21 protein-coding genes are annotated in these 20,788 nt (G+C 54.6%); 18 read left to right on the plus strand and 3 right to left on the minus strand.

Features of this window, described 5'->3' with window-relative positions:
* Positions 1-8 precede the first annotated feature (8 nt).
* Genes GXP52_08690 through GXP52_08700 form a run of 3 tightly spaced genes read left to right on the plus strand, consistent with a single transcriptional unit; the run spans position 9 to position 1,668 of the window.
* Entirely contained in the window at positions 9-611 is a 603-nt protein-coding gene (locus GXP52_08690) for a hypothetical protein (protein ID NOY87362.1), read from the plus strand.
* Positions 608-1,339 carry an AzlC family ABC transporter permease gene (locus GXP52_08695; protein NOY87363.1) on the plus strand — a complete coding sequence of 244 codons (732 nt, stop codon included), beginning with the start codon at positions 608-610 and terminating at the stop codon, positions 1,337-1,339. Before GXP52_08690 ends, GXP52_08695 begins: the two co-directional genes overlap by 4 nt.
* A gap of 2 nt (positions 1,340-1,341) precedes the next feature.
* Positions 1,342-1,668: an AzlD domain-containing protein gene (locus tag GXP52_08700; GenBank protein ID NOY87364.1), complete on the plus strand. Its 327-nt coding sequence runs from the start codon at positions 1,342-1,344 to the stop codon at positions 1,666-1,668.
* Between the two features lie 38 nt (positions 1,669-1,706).
* Here GXP52_08700 and ubiE read toward each other — a convergent pair whose 3' ends face one another.
* The gene (ubiE, locus tag GXP52_08705; GenBank protein ID NOY87365.1) at positions 1,707-2,426 is read right to left on the minus strand and encodes a bifunctional demethylmenaquinone methyltransferase/2-methoxy-6-polyprenyl-1,4-benzoquinol methylase UbiE; all 720 of its coding nucleotides are present in this window, start codon (positions 2,424-2,426) and stop codon (positions 1,707-1,709) included.
* A gap of 400 nt (positions 2,427-2,826) precedes the next feature.
* Here ubiE and GXP52_08710 point away from each other — a divergent pair, with 400 nt between their 5' ends.
* Positions 2,827-2,964 carry a hypothetical protein gene (locus GXP52_08710; GenBank protein ID NOY87366.1) on the plus strand — a complete coding sequence of 46 codons (138 nt, stop codon included), beginning with the start codon at positions 2,827-2,829 and terminating at the stop codon, positions 2,962-2,964.
* A gap of 34 nt (positions 2,965-2,998) precedes the next feature.
* Positions 2,999-3,136 (plus strand): hypothetical protein, encoded by a 138-nt coding sequence (locus tag GXP52_08715; GenBank protein NOY87367.1) that lies wholly within the window; start codon positions 2,999-3,001, stop codon positions 3,134-3,136.
* A gap of 51 nt (positions 3,137-3,187) precedes the next feature.
* On the opposite strand, the gene GXP52_08720 is transcribed toward GXP52_08715, so the two are convergent.
* A complete protein-coding gene (locus GXP52_08720; GenBank protein NOY87368.1) occupies positions 3,188-4,204 on the minus strand; it encodes a 4Fe-4S binding protein in 1,017 nt (338 codons plus the stop codon).
* Positions 4,204-4,827 (minus strand): class I SAM-dependent methyltransferase, encoded by a 624-nt coding sequence (locus tag GXP52_08725; protein ID NOY87369.1) that lies wholly within the window; start codon positions 4,825-4,827, stop codon positions 4,204-4,206. Before GXP52_08725 ends, GXP52_08720 begins: the two co-directional genes overlap by 1 nt.
* Before the next feature lie 321 nt (positions 4,828-5,148).
* On the opposite strand from GXP52_08725, the gene thiC reads away from it, so the two are divergent.
* From thiC to GXP52_08790, 13 genes are all read left to right on the plus strand, one after another.
* Positions 5,149-6,417: a phosphomethylpyrimidine synthase ThiC gene (thiC, locus tag GXP52_08730; GenBank protein NOY87370.1), complete on the plus strand. Its 1,269-nt coding sequence runs from the start codon at positions 5,149-5,151 to the stop codon at positions 6,415-6,417.
* A gap of 439 nt (positions 6,418-6,856) precedes the next feature.
* On the plus strand, positions 6,857-9,037 hold the full coding sequence (locus GXP52_08735) for a CDC48 family AAA ATPase (protein ID NOY87371.1): 2,181 nt from the start codon (positions 6,857-6,859) through the stop codon (positions 9,035-9,037).
* A 14-nt stretch (positions 9,038-9,051) separates the two neighbouring features.
* Positions 9,052-9,786 carry a FadR family transcriptional regulator gene (locus GXP52_08740; GenBank protein ID NOY87372.1) on the plus strand — a complete coding sequence of 245 codons (735 nt, stop codon included), beginning with the start codon at positions 9,052-9,054 and terminating at the stop codon, positions 9,784-9,786.
* 58 nt (positions 9,787-9,844) lie between these two features.
* Positions 9,845-10,450: a pyruvate ferredoxin oxidoreductase gene (locus GXP52_08745; GenBank protein NOY87373.1), complete on the plus strand. Its 606-nt coding sequence runs from the start codon at positions 9,845-9,847 to the stop codon at positions 10,448-10,450.
* A 14-nt stretch (positions 10,451-10,464) separates the two neighbouring features.
* Entirely contained in the window at positions 10,465-10,797 is a 333-nt protein-coding gene (locus GXP52_08750; GenBank protein NOY87374.1) for a pyruvate ferredoxin oxidoreductase, read from the plus strand.
* Between the two features lie 15 nt (positions 10,798-10,812).
* Positions 10,813-12,009 (plus strand): pyruvate ferredoxin oxidoreductase, encoded by a 1,197-nt coding sequence (locus tag GXP52_08755; protein NOY87375.1) that lies wholly within the window; start codon positions 10,813-10,815, stop codon positions 12,007-12,009.
* A 65-nt stretch (positions 12,010-12,074) separates the two neighbouring features.
* Complete coding sequence (locus GXP52_08760) at positions 12,075-13,055, plus strand: pyruvate ferredoxin oxidoreductase (GenBank protein NOY87376.1); 981 nt, start codon at positions 12,075-12,077, stop codon at positions 13,053-13,055.
* 217 nt (positions 13,056-13,272) lie between these two features.
* Positions 13,273-14,253, plus strand: coding sequence for a tripartite tricarboxylate transporter substrate binding protein (locus GXP52_08765; protein ID NOY87377.1), 981 nt, complete (start codon positions 13,273-13,275; stop codon positions 14,251-14,253).
* Between the two features lie 119 nt (positions 14,254-14,372).
* Positions 14,373-14,849, plus strand: coding sequence for a hypothetical protein (locus GXP52_08770; protein NOY87378.1), 477 nt, complete (start codon positions 14,373-14,375; stop codon positions 14,847-14,849).
* A 194-nt stretch (positions 14,850-15,043) separates the two neighbouring features.
* Positions 15,044-16,567, plus strand: a complete 1,524-nt coding sequence (locus GXP52_08775; protein ID NOY87379.1) for a tripartite tricarboxylate transporter permease — start codon at positions 15,044-15,046, stop codon at positions 16,565-16,567.
* 75 nt (positions 16,568-16,642) lie between these two features.
* A complete protein-coding gene (locus GXP52_08780) occupies positions 16,643-17,584 on the plus strand; it encodes an NAD-dependent epimerase/dehydratase family protein (protein ID NOY87380.1) in 942 nt (313 codons plus the stop codon).
* 33 nt (positions 17,585-17,617) lie between these two features.
* Complete coding sequence (locus GXP52_08785; GenBank protein ID NOY87381.1) at positions 17,618-18,961, plus strand: permease; 1,344 nt, start codon at positions 17,618-17,620, stop codon at positions 18,959-18,961.
* A 24-nt stretch (positions 18,962-18,985) separates the two neighbouring features.
* The gene (locus tag GXP52_08790) at positions 18,986-20,776 is read left to right on the plus strand and encodes a gamma-glutamyltransferase family protein (GenBank protein ID NOY87382.1); all 1,791 of its coding nucleotides are present in this window, start codon (positions 18,986-18,988) and stop codon (positions 20,774-20,776) included.
* Positions 20,777-20,788: the final 12 nt, after the last annotated feature.

The following is a 20,788-nucleotide window of genomic DNA, read 5'->3' on the forward strand; positions in this document are numbered from 1 at the left end:
CGGATAGTGTGGCGCTCCGTGAATTACGGGCCGAGATTCCCAGGACCATACTCCACGTGGGCGGCGGTGCCCTGCTCGCCATCCTGGGGTATGGACTGCCGGTCCCGTCCAACCGGGTCGTACTGGGAATAATCTTCCTTGCCGCCGTCGCAGTGGAGGCGGGGCGGAAGACATCCCCCGTTGTCGACGGTCTTACAGCAACGTGGCTCGGGGTGTTCATGCGTCCGTCCGAGCGATTCCGTGTGACCGGAGCACTTCCCTTCACAGGGGGAATATTCCTTACTTTTCTCCTTTTTCAAAAAGAGGTCGCCCTCCTGGCGGTAATTCCCCTGGTCGTCGGTGATAGAGCGGCCATCCTTGTCGGAAAGTGGATAGGGCGGGTCAGGTTCGGGAAAAAGTCCCTGGAGGGAAGCCTGGCCTGTTTTATTGTGAGTTTCCTGACCATTTTTTGTGTTGCCGGATTTGCCCCCGGTGCCTTTCCTTACCCGGCGTGGATTCTGTTGGGCGCCTCGGTTGTGGGGACGGTGGCCGAAGCCCTGCCTAGCCCATTCGATGACAACCTGACCATTCCTTTGGCTGTGGCCGTGTTTATATACTGGGTCGGTGCGTGAATTCCGGCGTCTCCGAGAAGGACCGTGATGCACCCTCGGTCCCCTTTCGAAGGGCTCTGACCGATGCCACGCCCATTATTCTCGGGTACATTCCAATGGGAGCCGCCTATGGCATTATCGCCCGCCAGAGCGGCATGGGGCTTTTCGCCGCTGTCTTCATGTCTCTTGTGGTTTTTGCGGGGGCGAGCCAGTTCATCGCGGTTGGCCTGCTGGCGGGAGGCGCCACACCCTTCGAGGTTGTTCTTACCACATTCTTTGTCAATCTGAGGCACGTGCTCATGAGCGCCTCCCTGTCGCCTTACTTCACGAAGGTCAGGCGTCTGGTCATCCCCCTGATTGCGTGGGGCGTGACGGATGAGACCTTCGCCATATCCATCGGAAGGTTTCAGCGTAAGGAGGCGGATTGCCGATACAGTCTGGCCCTGAACTACATTGCCTATGCGAGTTGGGTCACAGGCACCGTTGCGGGCGCCTACGCCGGATACCTGGTCCCCGGGGTTCTCCAGAACAGCCTGGGTTTTGCCCTTTACTCCATGTTCGTGGGCCTGCTGGTCCTCCAGATTTCCGACAGGCTCCAACTTGTGGTCGCTGTCGGGGCCGCGGCCCTCTCCGTGTTTTTTTCAACCTTCATGGGAGGCACGTGGCATATTATTACCGCTTCCATAGTGGCCGCGACGGTGGGCCTGGTACTGGAGACCGTTGGTGGGGGTGTGGCGGAGCTGAATTGACCATGGAAACCAGACGACTCATATTTATTTTCCTGGGCATGGGCGCCGTTACCTACCTACCCAGACTTATCCCCCTCGCCGCCCTGTCCCAGGCCGCCCTCCCGGACCGTCTGATGAGGTGGCTTCGCTACCTGCCCCCGGCCATCCTCTCCGCCCTTATCCTCCCTGGGGCTGTCACCTCCGGCGGCGCCATGGACCTGACTCCGGCGAACCCATCGGTCTGGGCTCTCCTGCTTAGTTTCGCCGTAGCGGTTAAAACCAGGAGTTTGATCCTGACCATGGTTGTGGGCGGCATCGTGATGTACCTCGGTCAGGTCCTGTTGGGCTGAATAATGACGACTTTTTAGGAAGTCATCAACGCGCCCACTTAACAGGCCGGTTTTTCCCCAACGTGAAGAAAGGCGATGCCGAAAGTGAGGGGGCGGAACCTTACCTGCTCGAAGCCGGTCTCGGACATCTTTTCACTCAGGTCTCCGGGGTTTGGAAAGGAGTCCACCGAGCTGGGAAGATAACGGTATGCCCCTGATCTGCCGGAAATCATGCCTCCCAGAACGGGGAGGACATGGTGGAAGTAGAATCGAAAGAGGGGACCTAAGAGTCGATGGTCCATTGGGGAGAACTCCAGGACGATGACACGGCCCCCCGGCTTGAGCACCCGGAACATTTCATTTAGCCCTGTCGGCCTGTCGGGTAGGTTACGGAGACCGAAGGCGATGGTGACGGCGCTGAAGGTGCAGTCCGGAAATGGCAGGGCCATGGCGTCACCTGCCGTAAGGGTGATCCTTCCCTTTCCTCCCGTGCGAACCTTCGCCGCAGCCTGGTCGAGCATGGGAATGGTGAAATCCACGCCCACGATTTTTATTTCTCCCGGGATGTTTCTGACCAGAGTCAAAGCCACATCGCCGGTCCCGGTTGCAAGGTCCAGGATGGGGGCTTTGCCCTGTCCATGCACCTCCTTGACCATATCCTTCCGCCAGCGGATATCCGCTCCCAGGCTCAGAATGTGGTTGAGCAGATCATAGTGCCCGGCTATGGATGAGAACATCCCCCTGATCGACTGGGATTCCTGTTTATGTTTTTGGGCCATATTCACCTTTCGGTCAGGCTTGATGACCTCGTAAAAAGTCTCTTCGCCAGGTTCCACCCCCACCTCTGGTCCTCCCCCTCAAGGGGGAGGAAGAATACGGAAGGTGGCTTATTTTATGCCCACTCCAGGATGTGAAGGCCATGGCGGCGCCATGGCACAGAACGAGACTATATCTCAAAAAGAGGGGAATGTTAACGGCACGGTTCCGGAGGGATAGAAAGGTGCTGCAAGGGGTCGTGACAGAGGGTTTTATTAGTGAAAGTTCTTTCTTGTTATATGTTTTGGCCTAATTATAAGCGATTGTGGAAAAGATCACAAAAAAAAGCTTGACATGTACCGGGTAGCTTGTTAAATTATACACAAGCTTAGAAGTAATAGTTACCTGAAGGAGGTGTTTAAAATGTTGGAGTTCCTGATGATGCTGGTAATAATGGCCCTGGTGTTTGGCGTTGTTTCCGGCCTGGTCGCTCTTGTAATAGGCGGTATTTTCAAGCTCAGCCGCTCCAGGTCCAAAAGCACGGTTTCTGAGGTTCTTTAAGACTTCAGATTAATTTCGAAGGGAGGAACCTGAAATGTTGGAATTTATCACCACAATGGCAGTGATCGCCCTGATATTTTGTGCCGCAACCGTTTTTGTAGCCCTGATCGCCGGCAGCCTGTTGAAAGCCCGGAATTATTTTCTCAGGAGAGCTAAGTCCGAAGTAGAGTAAGATGGACAGGAAAGATCCGGCAGGGAAAGGGGGAGCGTCGGCTCCCCCTTTTTAATGGGAAAGCCCGGCGGCCAGGGGGATAAGGGTTCTATAGTCCGCGGGGGTAAGGGATGTCTGCCAATGTCCCGCCATCATTCCCCATCCCACCCCCAGGGTGAAAAGAAACAGGACAAAGGAGGGGAAGCCCCAGACCGGCAGAGGTTTTTTCCAGAAGGGCAGGGACATGGACAGGGCTTTATCTTCCGGACAATTGCTGACACAGGTCAGACAGCCGGTGCATTCGACCGACCGAACCACAGTTTTCCTGTTCACAGGGAGGTAGGATGGGCATGACCGGGCGCATGATCCGCACTCCGTGCAGTTTTCCCCGTTGCGACGTATTTTCCAGGGACTGAGCAGGGAAAAAAGCCCCACCAGAGCGCCGTAGGGGCACAGATAGCGGCACCAGAAATTTTTCAACGGGAGGGAAAGAACAGCGAGGGCCAGAATGATTCCAGCGGCAAAAGGGGAGATGTGCACGAAAAAATCGAACATCTTGACGTCGGCCACTGCCCAATAGGGCCCATTGAGAAAGGGGAGAATCCCGGCAGCCGGCATTTTGAAGAAGATAATATTGATAAAGAGGTAAAGAAGAAGGTATTTGGCTGATCTCAGGGGAATGTCAACCGGCTTTGGCGGATGCCAGGTGCGGCCGAACAGTTTTTCTCCCCCCTTCCAGAGCCGCTCGGACAAAGTGCCCACCGGGCAGATGAAGGAACAAAAGGATTTCTTGGCGGCGAGGCTCATTCCGAAAAAGGTCATGAGGAGGATAATACCCGCGGGATGAACGGGGTGAATCACTCCGGTCGAAAAAAGATGCCTGAGACCGACAAGTGACCCGATGGGGAGGAAAGCCTCCACTGATGGAGGTCTCGGAAATCCCGGCGTACCCCCCAGACGGTACCGATGGACGAAAATCCCGAAACGCACCCCGATAAAAATACACCAGAGCAGGAAGCCCCACTGACTGATCTTCCGAAAGAAAATGCCCCGGGAAGCTAAAACCTTGAGATTCGGGAGATGGTGCATCACGGTGGGGAAGGCGTGGCCGAACCCCAGTAGTTAAAACTCGCGGGTTTCCAGCCGGGTATATACATGGATTCAATCATCTCAATTCTGAACCCCGACCGTTCAATGAGCGATGGGATAGGACGGTCAAGGTGGCAGCCGCCGCTGACCATTTTCCAGAGAGGATTTATCCGTTTCTGCCACCGCAAGACCCCTTGATCGGGCGCTGATCCGTGCTCACAGAATATGAGCTTTCCGCGAGGCTTCAGAACACGGCGCATTTCCCCAAGGGCCGGAAGGATATTCGGAATCGTACAGAGGGCATATGTTACTAATATCGTGTCCATACTGGCGTCATCAAGCGGAATTTTTTCGGCTGACCCCTGGATGAACTGAACATCAAAACCGGCGGTCTCCACGCTTTTTTCCGCCATGGCCCATAACTCACGGGATGGATCCAGACCCCATAATCGGCGGACACGGTCGCTTGAGTAAAAAGGAATATTGAGCCCGGACCCTATCCCGATCTCCAGCACCAGGCCTTCCGCCATCGGAACGACTTTTTTCCGCTGTTTCATAAGCGGCGCTCCTCCGCAGGTGAGGTGCACTAATCTTGGGAGAAAATATTTTCCATAAATACCCATGTATCCTCCGGTATGGTTGTCGATTCTCCTCCCTGCAACACGGGCCGACACTTCTCATATTATGGCGTTTAAGGGAAGAGACAAAACCCCCGTGAGAGCTTTGCCCATGAGGTGAACAACCGAAAAACAATCCTTCATTATTCTTTTCAACTGTGTTACCTTCCCCGCTTTCTGATAGAATAATAGCTATCATAGGGGCTGTATTTTATGGGGGGCATAGTTAAGTTGTTAAGTCAGGATTCAAAATCTCTTTAAAAAAACAGCCCTCAACCGGACAACTTAACAACTTAACTACGTCCCCTGGGAACTGGAGATTAATCGATGAGCACCCAGAGAATAGCCGCCCTTGAAGGGCGCACCACGGAGATAATGAGGCAGGTCGCGGAGGACGAGGAAGTCTCCACGGACCAGGTGATTGAGGTTCTTGCCGCCGGGACGGCCGCCATTCCGGCCAACCCTGCCCACACGTCCCTGAAGCCCAAAGGAATAGGGGGCCCGTTTACCGTCAAGGTCAACGCCAACTTTGGAACCAGTCTGGCATGCAACGATCCGGACCAGGAGCTCGCCAAGCTGGAGGCGGCTATTGACGCCGGTGCCGACGCCATTATGGATCTTTCCACGGGCGGTGACATGGAGGGATTGCGGAAGGAGATCATCAAGCGTTCCACCGTTCCGGTGGGAACGGTTCCTATCTATGACGCGGCAGTGAGCGCCTACGAAAGAAACGGAGACCCATCCTGTATTACTCCCGACGATCTTTTCGATGCCGTAAGGAAACACGCGGAAGCCGGGGTGGATTTCGTAACCCTGCACTGCGGCGTCACCAGGTCGGCGGTGGCGAAGGTTCGCAGTTCAGCCCGGGTGACCCGCATAGTCAGCCGTGGGGGATCGCTTCTTGCCGCATGGATGGAGAGGGAAGGGAAGGAGAATCCGCTTTACACGTATTACGACGACCTGCTGACGATCCTGAAGGAACACGATGTCACGATCAGCCTTGGTGATGGGCTGCGCCCTGGAAGCCTTGCGGACGCCACCGACCCCGCCCAGATAGAGGAACTCGTCACGCTGGGAGAACTGACTATCAGGGCCTGGGATGCCGGTGTCCAGGTGATAGTGGAGGGGCCCGGTCACATTCCTCTGCATCAGATTGAGACCAACGTCGTGCTCCAGAAGAGGTTGTGCCACGGGGCTCCCTTTTACGTCCTTGGACCGCTCGTGACCGATGTTGGAGCGGGGTATGATCATATTACCGGGGCCATCGGCGGCGCCATCGCAGGGATGGCGGGAGCCGATTTTCTCTGCTATGTCACTCCCGCCGAGCATCTCGGCCTACCCAATGTGGACGACGTCAGGCACGGAGTCATGGCCTCGCGTATAGCCGCCCATGCCGTGGATATTGCAAGGGGAAACCGGAGAGCCATAGACCGGGACGCTGCCATGTCGCGATGCCGGGTGACACTGGACTGGCAGGGACAAATGGACCACGCACTCGATCCGGTGGAGTTTAAACGGAGGTTTGCCGATCACCCGGTTCTCGAAGACGTATGTTCTATGTGCGGCAAGCTTTGCGCCATGAAGATTTTCAGTTGACGACTTTTTGCGGCGAGATCCTTTTGTGGAGAATTTTTTTACCCTGAGCCCCCAACCGGGGGCTCAGTTATTCAGTTGAATCCTCTGTTCCACTTTTCCCACTTTCGACAATGTTCCGATTTCTCCCGCCAGGTCCCACGCTGTGTGTGCAGAATTATGCGTGGGCAACCCGGCAGGGCGGGATCGCCGTTCCAGGAAAAATTGCGATAATAGTTGCGGGATCCGCCGGGCGCAGGTAATATTTAACTATGCCTGTTTAGGAGCGGAACGGATCGATTTCCGCCGGGCTGTTTTTGCCCGGCGAACACTGTTTGATTTTTTATTTGACAAACAGCGCGTCTTTCTTTAAGTATTGGTCTGACCACAGTGGTCGTACCATCATACCATCGTACCATCATACCACTATGGAACGGTAACAACCGGGGGGTGTCAGAGGAAAGTGAAAGTTGAAGCTAAAATCAGGCCAAGGGAAGAACTCTCTCTTCGGGTAGCCGAAGCGTTCATCGAGGACGTGGGCAAGGGGTTTGCCCGCGTGGATACCGAGGAGTTGAAGAGCATAAGAGCCGTTCCCGGCGATCTACTCATGATTTCCGGCCGCGGGTCTACGGTGGCTCGCACGGCGCAGGCTACCCCTGAGTATTCCGGACAAAGCCTGATTCAGATAGACGGTATTACGCGGGAAAATGCCAACGTTTCGGTTGATGAATGGTGTACAATTCGGAAAGTCCCCTTCAAACCGGCTGAGAGCATCCTGCTCTCACCTATGGAAACCGCCAGTATAATTCCGAAAGATTCCGAAATCCCCCATATACTTCAGATGCTTTCAGGGCGGTACGTGGTGCTTGGCGACAAAATCCAGGTCACCCTCTTCGGTACGCGGCCCCAATTCTTTATTGTTGATGGCGCGAGTCCGCGAGGGGCGCTCCTGATAACTTCCAATACCTCCATCTCCTTTAAAACTCCCGATGTCTTGCACGAAAAGGCTGCCAGAATTTCCTACGAGGATATTGGAGGGCTGGAAAAGGAGTTAAGCCGTGTCAAGGAGATGATAGAGCTTCCGTTGAGATTTCCGGACCTCTTTACCAAGCTTGGCATTGATCCCCCAAAAGGTGTCCTCCTCTCAGGGCCTCCGGGCACAGGAAAAACCCTTGTGGCCCGCACCATCTCCAGTGAGGTCAGGGCGCATTTTATCCACGTGAATGGTCCCGAGGTCATCCATAAGTATTACGGGGAAAGCGAGGCTAAGCTAAGGGAGGTATTTGAAGAGGCACGAAGAAACGCTCCCAGTATCATTTTCCTCGACGAGATCGATGCTCTCGCCCCGAGGAGGGCCAAGGTTATCGGGGACGTTGAAAAACGTGTTGTCGCCCAGCTGCTTGCCCTGATGGACGGCCTGGTTTCCAGGGGGGATGTGGTGATTATCGGCGCCACCAATCTTCCTGAGCTGGTCGATCCGGCACTTCGGCGTCCCGGACGTTTCGATCGTGAGATCAGCATCGGCGTTCCCAATAGACCGGGCCGTCTCCAGATTCTGAAGATCCATTCCCGCAAGATGCCGCTTGCAGCCGATGTCGATCTGGACCGCCTTGCAGAAATCACCCATGGGTACGTGGGAGCCGATATTGCCGCCCTTTGTAAGGAGGCAGGCATGGCGACCCTGCGGCGAATCATGCCGGAGATCAAGTTCGAGGTGGACAAAAAGCCGGTGCTGAAAAATGGTTTAAGCATTGAGGTTACCGCCGAAGATTTCCTGACGGCCTTCAAGGGAGTCGAGCCGACCTCCACCCGGGAGTTCATGGTTGAACGGCCTCGTCTTTCCTTTAACGACATCGGGGGATTGAAAGAGATCAAGCGGAAACTTCGTTCGATCGTACAGCTTCCCCTGCAGGGATTGTCTCTCTTTGCCAATTCCCGCCTGGGTCCGCCCAAGGGGGTTCTTTTCTCCGGTCCGTCCGGGACCGGGAAGACCCTGATGGCCAGGTCCCTTGCGGGGGAAATGGGCATGACCCTGATAGTCGTTGATCCTCCGACCCTTCTGTCGAAGTGGGTTGGCGAGTCTGAAAAGGGACTCAGGGAGGTATTCAAACGGGCAAAGCAGGCTTCGCCCTGCATCCTGTTTTTTGACGAGATCGAAACCATCGCCTCGGCGCGTTCCGCTGATGATGCGGGTAATGTATCCCAGAGAATGGTCAGCCAGCTTTTCAGGGAACTGGATGGCCTTCACGGTTCTCTCGGGGTTGTCGTCATTGCCGCAACGAATCGAATTGACCTGATGGAGCCGGCCCTGCTCAGAGCCGGACGTTTTGACTATGTCGTTGAATTTCCCCTTCCGGATCGTGAGGAAAGGCAGGAGATCCTTGAGACCTATTTGCGGTCCCTGCCGTTGGATACCGATGTGGATATCGATACCCTGGCGGATGCGAGTGAGGGATGGACCGGAGCCGACCTGGAGGCTTCATGTAAGAGGGCCATCATGTTGGGGCTGGAAGAATGTTCGAAAGGCGATGGGGAGGCTGATTTTTCACGCTGTGTATTGACCTCCCATCATTTCGCTGAAGCGGCCCGGCAGCATGCCGCTTTGTCTAATATTTCGTCGTCAGCCTTTAAGCGGAAAGGTTGAGGGAAGAATATTCCATGTTGGTCAAACCCATTAAGAAGACGAAGGTGTACGAGGAGATCGTCGCAAAAGTGACCGAGATGATCAGCAGCGGCACCCTCAAGGAGGGTGATCAGCTTCCGGGGGAACGGGAGTTGGCGGAGACGTTCAGCGTAAGCAGATCGTCCCTTCGGGAGGCTCTCCGAACGCTTGAGAGCCAGGGGTTTCTGGAAAGCCGGCGGGGAAACGGGACATACGTGGCCAGCCAGCCCGTCGAGCTGCTGGTGAAGCCCTTTGCATCTGTAATCCTTTCCGAAAAGGATGTGCAGAGTGAACTGTTCGAGGTACGGAGGTTAATAGAACCTCAGGTCGCCTATCTGGCTGCCGAACGGGCCACATCTGAAGAGATTGACCAGATGGAAGAGATCCTTGCCGATCAGGAATCGCAGGTTGCCGGGGGAGGGACAGGCACGGATGTTGATAGGGCGTTTCATTACGCGTTGGCTGAGGCGACAAAAAACAGGATTCTTCTGCGTATGATGGACGCCGCCATGGAGTTTTTCAGCGAGAGTCGTGATAACTACCTGCAGATAAAGGGAAGGCCGGAAAAATCCCTTGTTCGCCACAAAGAGATGGTCAATGCCATGAAAGCGGGGAATAAGGAGCTTGCGGCCGGCATAATGCGTGAGCATCTGGAAGATATTGAAAACAGTCTGATCTCGGTCAACAGAAAGGAGGAACTTGATAAAACCGAACAGAAAGGGGGGATATAGTGAGACCACCCTGTTAGGGAACCCAGAGTTTTTTACTGAATAAAGGAGGTAATACATTATGGGCGAAGTATATGAAGTTACTATTTGGGCGCGAGGGGTGACCCAGGATATGGAGGGGCGGCATCTGTCACTCCTGATTGCCAACTCAGCGGATAAAGACGGTAAATTCGTCCAGGCGTGGGACGACTACGCGGATCTGCCCGACAGGGTCCAGGTTCCTCTGCGGAAGTATGCCCGCATCAGCGATGAAGACCTCGAAATGCGCTATGACTACGAAAACGACCATCCCAACATGTCAGTGATCATGGATGACACCATTGTCAAGGGGATAAACGTGCTCAGGGGCATGCCGAAGGGCGGAGTCCTCGTGGTCAACACCAAGAGATCACCGGAGGAAATCCTCAAGTTTATTCCCAACAAGGACCTGCTCGATGCCATCGTGTGTGTTGACGCCAATTCGATCGCGGGTGCTGTTGACCTGGATTTCATGGGATCTGAAGGAGGCGTGGAAACCGTATCCGTTGGGGCGGGAATCTCCGCGCCGATAGTTGGGGCGGCGGCGAAGGCAACAGACCGCCTGACACTGGAGAGTCTCGTTGCGGTAGCTGCAAATAAGGATGGTGTGAAAAAGGGCTACGAGACAGCACAGGTAAAATCTCTTTAAAAAAGGAGAAGATCATGTCTGATTTTAAGTTTCCGGAAGGAAAAGAGGTCCCGAGGGGTGCGGTTCTCCCCGCCCCGGTAAAGGAAAACAGGATGATGATTACGGGCAACTGGCGAACCGACCGTCCGGTCATTGACCACGAGAAGTGCACCCTCTGTCTGAACTGCTTCATTTATTGTCCCGACGCCTGTTGGCATCTGGACGAAGAAGAGGAAAAGATGGTCTGGAACGCGGACTTCTGTAAGGGTTGCCTCATCTGTGCAGTTGAGTGTCCTGCATTTGCTCTCACCGCGGTTAATGAGCTGGAATTTGAGGATGGTGTCGTCCGTCTGGAGAAACCATTCTAGGAGGAGGTGTTGAAAATGGCGAAAGAAATGTTTTTGGCTGGCTGTGCGGCCTCAGCCTTTGGTGCCAAGTTTGCGAGGGTCGAGGTCATCAGTTCCTACCCCATACGTCCATATACAGGCGTTATGATGGAGCTTTCAAAGATTGTTGCCAATGGGGAACTGGACGCTGAATTCGTCCATGGAGAAGGGGAACACGCCCAAGTATCCATAGCCTACGGTGCTTCCGCTGCGGGAGCAAGGGCATATACCGGGAGTTCCGGTGTCGGTGTCGCTTACGCGATGGAATGCTACTCCCCCGCCGCGGGCGGACGGTACCCCATCCAGATGATTATTGCCGACCGCGCCCTGGATCCTCCAGGAGACTTCGGTTCCGAGCACACGGATGTCATGGGTTGTCGGGACCAGGGATGGATCATGGGTTGGGCTGAGACCCCCCAGGAGGCATTTGACAACACCCTGATTTACTACCGGATAGGCGAAGACCCGAAAATCATGCTGCCCCAGTTCTGCTGCCAGGACGGGTACTTTGTTTCCCACATCCCCGGCAAGGTGGTCCTGCCGGAGCAGTCCCAGGTGGATGAGTTCCTCCCGCCTTATGATCCCCCGGATCCCCTGGATCCCACCAATCCCACCTCCCACGGTCCCCAGGTCTACCCTGACCAGGGATCAGCCATCGACATCCAGCGGGCACAGGCCCACCTGGATGTGCCCAAAGTAACCGAGCAGGTGATGGATGACTTCAGCAGGATCTTCGGGCGAACCTACAACCCATTTGTTGAAGAGTATATGACCGACGATGCCGACTTCGTATTCTTCATCCAGGGAGCCCATGCCAGGACGGCCCGTTTTGCCGTAAATCACCTCCGGAAAAAAGGAGTAAAGGCCGGCATGGTAAAACTGCGCTTTGTAAGACCCTTCCCGACCGAAGTGGTCAAGGAGTGCCTCTCCAAGTTCAAAGCGGTCGGATGTGTCGAGACGAGCACCTCCTACGGAGGAGCGATGAAGGGTGGAAACCTTATTCATGAGGTTCGGGCTTCCCTTTACGATTCGCCAAAGCAGCCACTGGTAACTTCCTTCATGGCCGGCCTTGGTGGGGAAGTGGTTACCCTCAACGAGTTCTATAACATGGCCAAGGTCCTGAGCCAGGCGATCAAGGACAAGAAGATCAAGAAGTATGTCTACTGGCTGGGATTTGAAAAGGAAGGAATTTAACCTGCAGCTTATCATCTCCAGGCTGTCAGGCAAAGAATTCTGATAACTATAAAAGGAGTATTATTATGGCGAATGTGGTTGAAACACAGAATTTGGAGCGGGTCAAATCGATCCGCAGGGTTCCCCAGGAGGAATATTACGTTCCTGGACACCGGACTTGCGCGGGCTGCGGTCCCGCCCTGTGCTATAAATTGGTTTCGAAGGCGGCTGGGCCGGAGTCGATCTTCCTGGGACCGACGGGATGCATGTATGTGGCCAACACCAGCTATCTTAGCAGTCCATTTGCCTATCCATGGATGCACTGCCAGATAACCAACGCAGGGGCTATCGCCTCCGGTGTGGAAGCTGCCTATCAGGTCAAGATCCGGAAAGGAAAGTACAAGGGAAAGCTTCCCAACGTTGTTGTCATGGCAGGGGATGGAGGATCCATCGACATCGGGCTCCAGGCCATGTCAGGCCTGATGTACAGGGGGCACGACGTTCTCTTCATCATGTACGACAACGAGTCCTACGCGAACACGGGCATCCAGACTTCACCGGCGACCCCCTACGGGGCCAATACGACCTTTACCCCTCCCGGTAAGGCAATCCCGGAGGGAAAAACCCTCTTTCCCAAGGACGCGCCCCAGCTGGTAATTGGTGGACATCCGGCGGTGAAGTATGTTGCCACGGCGTCGGTGGGCTATCCTGTTGATCTCATCAACAAGGTCAGAAAGGCGCTCAATTACAAGGGCCCGACCTTCCTGCACATCCACAGTCCCTGTCCGAAGGGTTGGTTGTTTGACGCGAAGAAGACCGTTTCGGTGGCCAAGTTGGCCATGGAAACCGGAATGTGGGTCAACTATGAGTGGGAGAATGGGGAGTACACCTATGACCATACTCCCAAAGAGTACAAGCCTGTCAAGGAGTACATGAAGGGTCAGGCGCGTTTTGCTCATCTCACTGATGAGCACATTGCCAAGATGCAGGCTTTCATCGATGCGAAACTGAAGGCCCCGGGAATCCCGGTTGCGCTTCCTGTTCAGGGACCGAGAGAAACAGCATGATTTAAGGCCGGGATTGTTTGGTCAGGGTCCTGGGGGCCCTTGCGCAATTAAGCCGGTGGGCTTACCCAGGACCCTTTTTTACCGGACATTGTCAGGCCGGATTCTTAACCCTATTTGAAGAAAAGGGGGTGCCGATGGAAGGAGATGTCTGATGTTGGAGTTTAGAGAAATGAAGCTTGCGGGGGGAATTTAAGGTTTTTTTTAGGAGGGAAAAGTTATGCGAAGCATGAAAAAGCGCTATACATTTCTGCTTGTCGCCGTCATTGCGGTCGCTTCCATCGCTCTTTTCGGTGGAGTGGCAAAGGCGGCATGGCCGACGCGGCCGATCAGTTTTGTTATCCCGGCGGGCGCTGGTGGTGGGGCGGATAAATACGTCCGATTCCTGGTGGGCCTTAACGTGAAGGGTCATTACGTTGATCAGGCCATAATCCCTGTCAACAAAGCGGGTGGCGCCGGGGCCGTTGCCATGAATTATGTCCTCAACCAGAAGGGTGACGGCTACACGATGATGATCACCCTGAATTCCTTTATCACCACACCCCTGTTCCAGAGTCTGCCTTTTACTTTCCGAAACTTTACACCAATCTATCTACTGGCACTGGACAACTTCCCCCTCTGGGTCCCAAAGGACAGCCCCTTTAAGACCTTCGAGGATTTTCTGACAGAGGCACGCAAGCGCAGCCTCACGGTTGGGGGAACGGGATCCAAGCAGGAAGATGAGATCGTCTTCAGGGCCATCGAGACTATCGGCAAGACCAAGCCTTTCAGGTATGTGCCCTTCAAGGGCGGTGGGTCCGTGGCCAAGGCCCTGGTGGGCAAGCACATTGAAGCGTCGGTGAACCAGGTCAGCGAAGCCGGGCCCTTCTTCCCGGAATTTGTCAGGCCGCTGGTTGTATTTCAGGATAAACGGCTGGACGTCAAAGGCCTTGAGAATGTTCCCACGGCCAAGGAGCTGGGTTTCGATTTCAGCTACAACATGATGCGGGCGGTCTTCGCCCCTCCGGGGATCTCAAAAGAGGCACAGGACGGAATGATAGAGCTTTTCAGGAAGATTTCCGACGACCCGGCCTGGGTGACATTCGCGGCTAAGTTCGGTCTGCAGCGGACCTCGATATCGGGCAAGGCCCTTTACAAGTTCTGCGAGAAATATGAGAAGCTGCACAAAAAAATCATGAAGGCTCAAGGCTGGATCAAATAGCCTTCGAATAACGAACGTTTAAATATCGTTTATGGGCAAACTGTGATCAAAGGGGGTGGCGGGTTCCATGGGTAAGGGACCTGCGCCCCCGATTATCAGGACATCCAGGGGAGGGTATTTTGAAAAAAGGTGAGTTGATTACCGCGCTGGGTTTTATAATTATATCTATCGTGACACTCCGTGAGGCTTTCCGGCTTGGCTTCGGGTGGGTGGAGCAGCAGGGGCCTGCGGCTGGTTTTACCCTCTTCTGGCTGGGATTGTTGATGCTCCTGTGTTCCGTCATGATTCTCGTCATCGGCCTGAGAAAAAAAGATGATGGCGAACCGTTTTTCGTTAACAAGCAGGGGCTATGGGAGGCTGTCCGAATCTTTTTTACTGCGGCGCTGCTTACCGTAGGCATCATCTACACAGGGATCTACTGGGCCACTCTCGGCTACTGTATTCTTTTCACCCGGTGGCTGGGAAAACACCGTTGGCGAACGGTGATCCTCTTTAGCGTCGTCATGACGGTGGCAGTCTATTTCGGAATGGAGAAAGGGCTGCAACTTCCCTTGCCGAAGAGTTTTCTGTACAAGAGGGGTCTTTTCCCGTTTTAACCAAAAATCAAGGTCCGAGATACAGTCAAACCGGGCTGAAAAATATCATGGTTGAATCTCCCGTGGAATTAAGACACCTCATCGCTCTACGGGACTTGGCAGCCTCCGGATAACCGTTTGAAGGTTTTCTGCAGGAAACTGCAAAGGTAAAAACCGAACGGTTTGAAGAAAGGCCTTCAGATCAGGAGGAATAGATGGAAACACTGGCTCACCTGATGACTGGATTTGGGGTGGCTCTACAACCACTCTCTTTACTTATGATGACCCTGGGCCTTCTGCTGGGCCTTGCGGTTGGCGTCCTGCCGGGACTCGGCGGAACCGCAGGGGTGGCCCTGCTGCTCCCGGTGACCGTCCTGGTACCACCTACGGTCGCCATTATTTTTCTGGCCGCCATATACTGGGGCGCCCTTTATGGAGGGGTTATCACCTCCGTTCTTTTCGCCATCCCCGGGGAGCCATGGTCGGTGGCCCTTATTTTTGATGGGTATCCCATGGCTAAAAAGGGGCAAGCCGGCCTGGCTCTGGCCGCCGCTTTCCTGTCCTCCTTCGTGGGAATTTTTGTTGCGGCCATCTTTTTCGTGGCCTTTGCCATGCCGCTGGCCCTGTTCGCACTCAAGTTCGGTCCCCCGGAGATGTTCGGAATCATGTTGCTCGCTTTCAGCACCTTCGTTGGGCTTGGCAGGGGGTCCGCCACGAAGACTCTTGTAAGCACATGCTTCGGGTTGATCCTGACGATGGTTGGACTAGACATAGTTACGGGCCATCCGAGGTTGACATTCGGCACAATGGCCTTTCTCAGCGGTTTTCATTTCGTTCCTGTGACCATCGGGCTTTTCGGTCTGGGCGAGATAATGATCGATGGGGAAGAACGGTTCTCAACCGAGATCAAGGAGGTAATCCATGCCAAGCTGGGGTGGCAGGATATCAAGGCAGGCTTCAAGGCGACGAAAGAGCATTTCGGCCTGACGTTTTTCAGCGCCGTTCTTGGTTTTTTCGTTGGGATCCTGCCTGGAACCGGGGCTACCCCGGCATCCTTCCTTGGCTACGGCATTGCCAAACAGTACTCCAAGCATCCCGAGAAATATGGCCAGGGTGCAATCGAGGGGGTGCTGGCGCCCCAGGCCGCGGCCAACGCGGCCGGGACGGGGGCCCTGCTCCCCATGATCTCCCTGGGGATTCCCGGTTCTCCCACTGCGGCTGTTCTCCTTGCCGGCCTTTATATGTGGGGTCTCTGGCCGGGTCCGAGGCTGTTTATCGAGCAGCCGGTGTTCGTCTGGGGTCTCATCGCCAGCCTTTTCCTTTCCGGAATGGTCTGCCTGCTCATCTGTCTCCTGGGCACGCCGATGCTGGCCTCCATCATGAGGGTCCCCTGGGGGCTTCTTACACCGACCATCGTCATTGCCTGCTTTATCGGCAGCTATGTGATGCGTAACCTGATGTTCGACGTCTGGTGTACCCTGATCTTCGGTCTGGTCGGATACGTCATGAAGAAGCTGGACTATCCCCTGGCCCCGCTCGCTGTTGCTCTGGTTCTGGGAGGCATGACCGAGAGGTTCCTGCGCCAGAGCCTGATCATAGGAGATGGGTCCTTCTCGGTTTTCTTCAGTACGACCATCTCCACGGTTTTCATGTCTATCGCTTTTTTCCTGTTCCTTCTGCCGGCGGTAAAGTTGGTCAGGGACAAGATAAAGGCCGGCAACAAGATTGCGGAGGCCTGATTTAAATGTCCTGGTGGCAGGGGCCCTTTCCTCCGGCCCCTGCCCGTTCTTCTTAAAGGGTTGTCTTCTTTAACTATGGGCCGTTCGAATACAACGATCCTCATTACCGGCGGCGCCGGGTCCGTGGGCAGATATCTGACTTTGTCCCTCCTTGAAAGGGGTTATAAAGTCAGGGTCTTTGACAGGGATGTAGAGCCTCTCAACTTCATTCACAACGCCAATCTAACCAGATTCCATGGTAACCTTGGGGACAGAGAGTTGCTCCGATCCGCCGTTGAAGAGGTTGATGCGGTTCTTCATCTTGCATGGTCGTTCTCAAACGACCCCCTGGAGGTTTTCGATGGTGACATTAAAGACCATCTCTATCTTCTGGAGGAAATGGCGTCCCGGCGGGTCAGGCACCTGGTTTATGCCAGTACCGCCGTAGTATACGGCAAACCACGGTATTACCCCATTGATGAAGGACACCCATTGGTGGTGGAAGAGGCGAGAAAGCCGCTTTATGGAATTGCCAAAGCGGCTGCGGAAAAGCTGTGTCTTTTATACGAAAAGGAAAAAGGAATACCGGCCACCATATTTCGGTTCTGGTGGGCTTACGGGGAGGAAATAGGAGGCAGGCACCTGCGGGAAATGCTGAGGACCGCGGCTGAGGGCGAACTCCTGGAGGTTCCAGCGGACGCCGGGGGGAGTTTCCTCCATTTGGCTGATATGGTCCAGGCATTGGACCTTACCCTCTTTAATCCCAAGGCTTATGGTCGAACATTTAATTTTTCCACTATCTATATGACCTGGGAGGAAGTGGCGGAGATGGTTCGGGAGGTCACCGGATCATCCTCTGAAATCAGGTGTGTTCCTAAAGGAGAATGGAGGGGCAGCGCCTTTTTGGCAGATCCCTGGGAATTGTCGTACGCCCTGTCCAGGAATCTTCTGGGGTTCGGACCCATGGATGCCGCCATGGCAAAGGCTTCGCTGAAAACGGCCATCTCAAATTGCTGGAAGGCGATGAAAGGCGGGTAAAAACCGCTTAATAAGGATGAGAAAGGGAGGACGATGGAACCAACTCAGATCATTACCGTTCTGATCTTCGCGGTTACGATTGTTCTGATCATCACGCGAAAAATCGACCCCGTGGTAGCTGCCCTGCTCGGCGTAGTTGCCATGGTGGCGGTGGGAAGTATAACGGAGATTCAGGCTTTTACTTTTGTTGACTGGGACGTCATCATGATCCTGATCAGCGTATGGCTGATCGCCGGCTATTTCGGGAAAACGGGCATTCCCGAAAAGCTCGGGGACCTCACCCTCCGTCTTTCCAAGGGGAACATCCCCCTTTTCGTGACCCTCCTCGGTGTGCTCGCCGGCTTTATCTCCATGTTCATAGACAATGTAGTTGTGGTGCTGATGCTGGCTCCCATTGTCTTCCATATCAGGAAAATTTATAATTTCAAGGCAACCGGACCTATCCTTTTCATCGGGCTATGTTCAAATTTCATGGGTACGGCTCTCCTCCTTGGGGATCTCCCTCCACAGATGCTTCACAGTGTATCCGGCATCGAGTTCCTCGGATTTATCTGGCATTCCGGGAGACCGTCTTCATTTCTTATCCTGACCGTTACCTATTTACTGGTTTGCCTGGTTTTCTATTTCAAGTTCAAAAGGTCAGAGTTGGCGATGTGTACCCTGGATGAGAAGGCCGCCCACGCTGACGCCGGAGAAACGATGGTGCATATCAAGGATAAGCGGTTTGCTTTCCTTGTCTGTGCCGGTTTTATCTGGACGGTCATCGGGATGTCGTTGAGACAATTTCTCGGTTTCAAGCTTGGGTTCATCGCTTTCGCCGGTACCCTTATAATGGTACTTGTCTTTGAACTGTTGAAAAAACCACTAAAAATGGATGTTCCGGATCTCGAGGGAATGCTGGGGGAGATCGAATGGTCAGCCATCGGGTTTTACGTGGCCCTTTTTGCTCTCGTGGGTGCCCTCGAGTATACCCATGTTCTTAAAATTGTGGCGAACTGGCTCATTCCCTTTATCAAATCCGGCCTGCTTACAGGGACATCGGTCCTTTACTGGGTAACATCCCCCATCGTCGCATTCGTGGAACACGACGCGTATATCCTGACCATCCTCTATGTGATTCGGGATCTGCATCAGAGCTTGAACATCAACGCCTGGCCATATTACTGGGCGCTTGTCTGGGCAGGCACGCTGGGAAGCAACCTCACTATCGCCGGGGCTCCTGCTCTTTACGTCGCCCTGACAATGGGCGAAAAGGAAGACGGGGAAAAGATGCCCCTGAAGAAATTCTTTTCCTACACCGTGCCCTACGTTCTCCTTTCCCTCGTGATATGCTATGTTTTTCTGGTGCTGATCTGGGTCCTTCCTTTTATGAAGTAGAGGTATGGAGCTGAAGGGAGTCATATGAGTACCGGTAAATCCCGGAACATGCTTAGCGTCCTGGCCCCTTCCCGACCCGAGGATTTCACCACCCGCCCTGTCATAATGGGCACCCACGGAATGGTCACGAGCGGGCATTACCTGGCCGGCAGGATAGGGGTCCGCATCCTCGAGGACGGTGGTAATGCCATTGATGCCGGGGTTGCGATGGGTTTTGCCCTGGCCGTGCTGGAACCTTACATCTACGGAATCGGTGGCGAGGTGCCCATACTGATTTATCTGGCCGACGAGAAACGGGTCGTGAGCCTTTGTGGACAGGGACCGGCCCCCGGGAAGGCTACCATCGAATGGTTTAAAAGAAACGGGTTCGATGCGGTTCCGGGGGATGGTCTGCCGGCTGCCGTGGTGCCGGATGCCTTGTCCACCTGGATCGCGGCCCTTTCCAGATTCGGAACAATGAGGCTTTCGCAGGTCCTCGAGGCTGCCATTGACCTGGCGGAGTGCGGGTTTCCCATGTATGGAGTCCTCCAGGCCGCCCTGGAACAGAATTCCCAACGGTTTAATGATTCATGGCCTACTTCGGCGGATGCATTTCTCCCCAATGGTCGGATCCCGGCGATAGGAGAGCTGTATAGGCAGGCTGATATAGCTGAAATGTTCAAGAGACTTGCAGCGGCGGAATATCGGGAGAAGAAAAGGGGACGCAGGGCCGGTCTTCAGGCTGCGCACGACCTGTTTTATAAGGGTGAAATCGCGGAACGGATAGTGAGATTTGCCCAGGAAAGCAGGTCTCCTGATTCCATGGGCAACAGATTCAGCGGGCTTTTGACAAAGGAGGATCTGTTTAATCACGCTGCCCGGGTCGAGGAACCCGTTTCCACAACCTATAGGGGATATGAGGTCTTCAAGTGCGGTCCATGGACCCAGGGGCCGGTTTTTTTACAGCAGTTAAACCTCCTGGAAGGATATGACCTGTGTTCGATGGGACATAATTCGCCCGAATACATTCACCTCCTGACAGAGGTTGCCAAACTGGCGTTTGCGGATCGGGAAGAGTATTATGGCGATCCCGACTTTGTTCACGTACCTCTCGATATTCTTTTAGATAAAGGGTATTCAACCGAACGGCGCAAGTTGATCGACCCGGATCATGCCTCAATGGACCTCCGTCCCGGCAATGCGGCTTCAAGCCGGCCCCGGCGAAAAAAGGGAAATCCGAACGTATTCAAAGGGGACACTACCCATCTTGACGCTGTAGATCAATGGGGGAACATGATTGCCGCCACTCCATCCGGAGGGTGGTTTTCCAGCTCCCCCGTCGTTGCGGGGCTGGGCTTTCCCCTGGGGTCGCGCATGCAGATGTTTTCCCTCGATCCCGACCATGCCAATGCCCTTGTCCCGGGTAAGCGGCCGAGAACAACTCTCACCCCCTCCCTTGTCTTGCGGGAAGGGCAGCCGTTCATGGTGTTCGGAACTCCGGGTGGGGATCAGCAGGACCAATGGACCCTGCAGTTTTTCCTGAACTGTGTGGATTTTGACATGAATATGCAGGCCGCTGTGGATGCCCCAACCTTCCACTCGAGCCATTTTCCCGCATCCTTCTACCCCCATAGCGCAAACCCCGGCAGACTGACGGTTGAGGGCCGTATTCCGGATGCCGCCATCGCCGTTCTCCGGGAAAAGGGGCACGATGTGGAGGTGGCCGGAGACTGGAACCATGGGCGGGTTCTGGGTATCAGATTCAATGCCGGCAGCGGTGTCATGTCCGGAGTGGCGACCGCCCGATTGGAAACCGGCTACGCCCTGGGATGGTAATTACCCTTTCAG

The organism is Deltaproteobacteria bacterium (assembly GCA_013151915.1).
Classification (GTDB): Bacteria; BMS3Abin14; BMS3Abin14; order BMS3Abin14; family BMS3Abin14; genus BMS3ABIN14.